General features: G+C 47.5%; 1 protein-coding gene. It reads left to right on the top strand.

The features are described 5' to 3' along the window. Positions 1–747 (top strand): phage tail protein (locus J7R13_RS08540; RefSeq protein WP_208438286.1); only part of this gene is annotated, 747 nt, incomplete at both ends.

The raw sequence follows: 747 nt of genomic DNA, 5'->3' as shown, positions 1-747 counted from the left end.
CTTTATGATTTAATTGATCAGGGTCTTGCATGGCAAAATATTCGTGGCTCACTTGCGGCAATAGAGTTGGGGCTTGAATGGCTAGGGATTTCGGCACGCTTTCAACCCGCCTGGACAGGACGGATATGGTGGAATTCCTTTCAACTTGATTTTGATCAGTTGCCTGAACGCAAAAGCCTTGAAGCCATTGAAGCGATTACCGACCTTTCCAAAAGTTTGCGCTCTGATTTTCGCCGTGGTGTCATGGGTTATGATGTGCAAGCTGTTGAATGCAATATGTCACGGCTTGATGAAAGCATGTTGGAGTATGAGAGCGGTGTGCGCTTAACAGCTGGGAATGCTTTGTTTTCCTTTGGACGCACGACAGAGATAGAGTGCGTTCTCTTAAAAGAAGAAGGCAAGCTTATTGGCAATTGGATAGATGATGGGGATGAGGAATTAAGCTGGGATCTTATTGATTACCCATGGGACATGGCAAATTTTCCGTGGTGTTCGGTCAAAAAACATGAACGCGATATACTCATGGCAGAATGGTTTCATGGTCGCACGCTTTATCTCGTGTTAAGAGACAGCCAAGATGGCGTGATTGGGTATCGAAGATGCTATGCTGTAGCGCCTGTCGAACAGGCTTTGGATGGTGTGTACAGCCATTGTGGCAATCACTATCAGCCCTCCCGGAGGGGCACGGCGCTTCTTGTTGCAGCCCGCACAGACTTTCGCGATGTTGACGGCAAACAAGCAGCATTT

Source organism: Bartonella taylorii 8TBB (assembly GCF_902825155.1).
GTDB classification, from domain to species: domain Bacteria; phylum Pseudomonadota; class Alphaproteobacteria; order Rhizobiales; family Rhizobiaceae; genus Bartonella; species Bartonella taylorii_A.
This window is presented reverse-complemented; position numbering and strand designations above follow the sequence as displayed.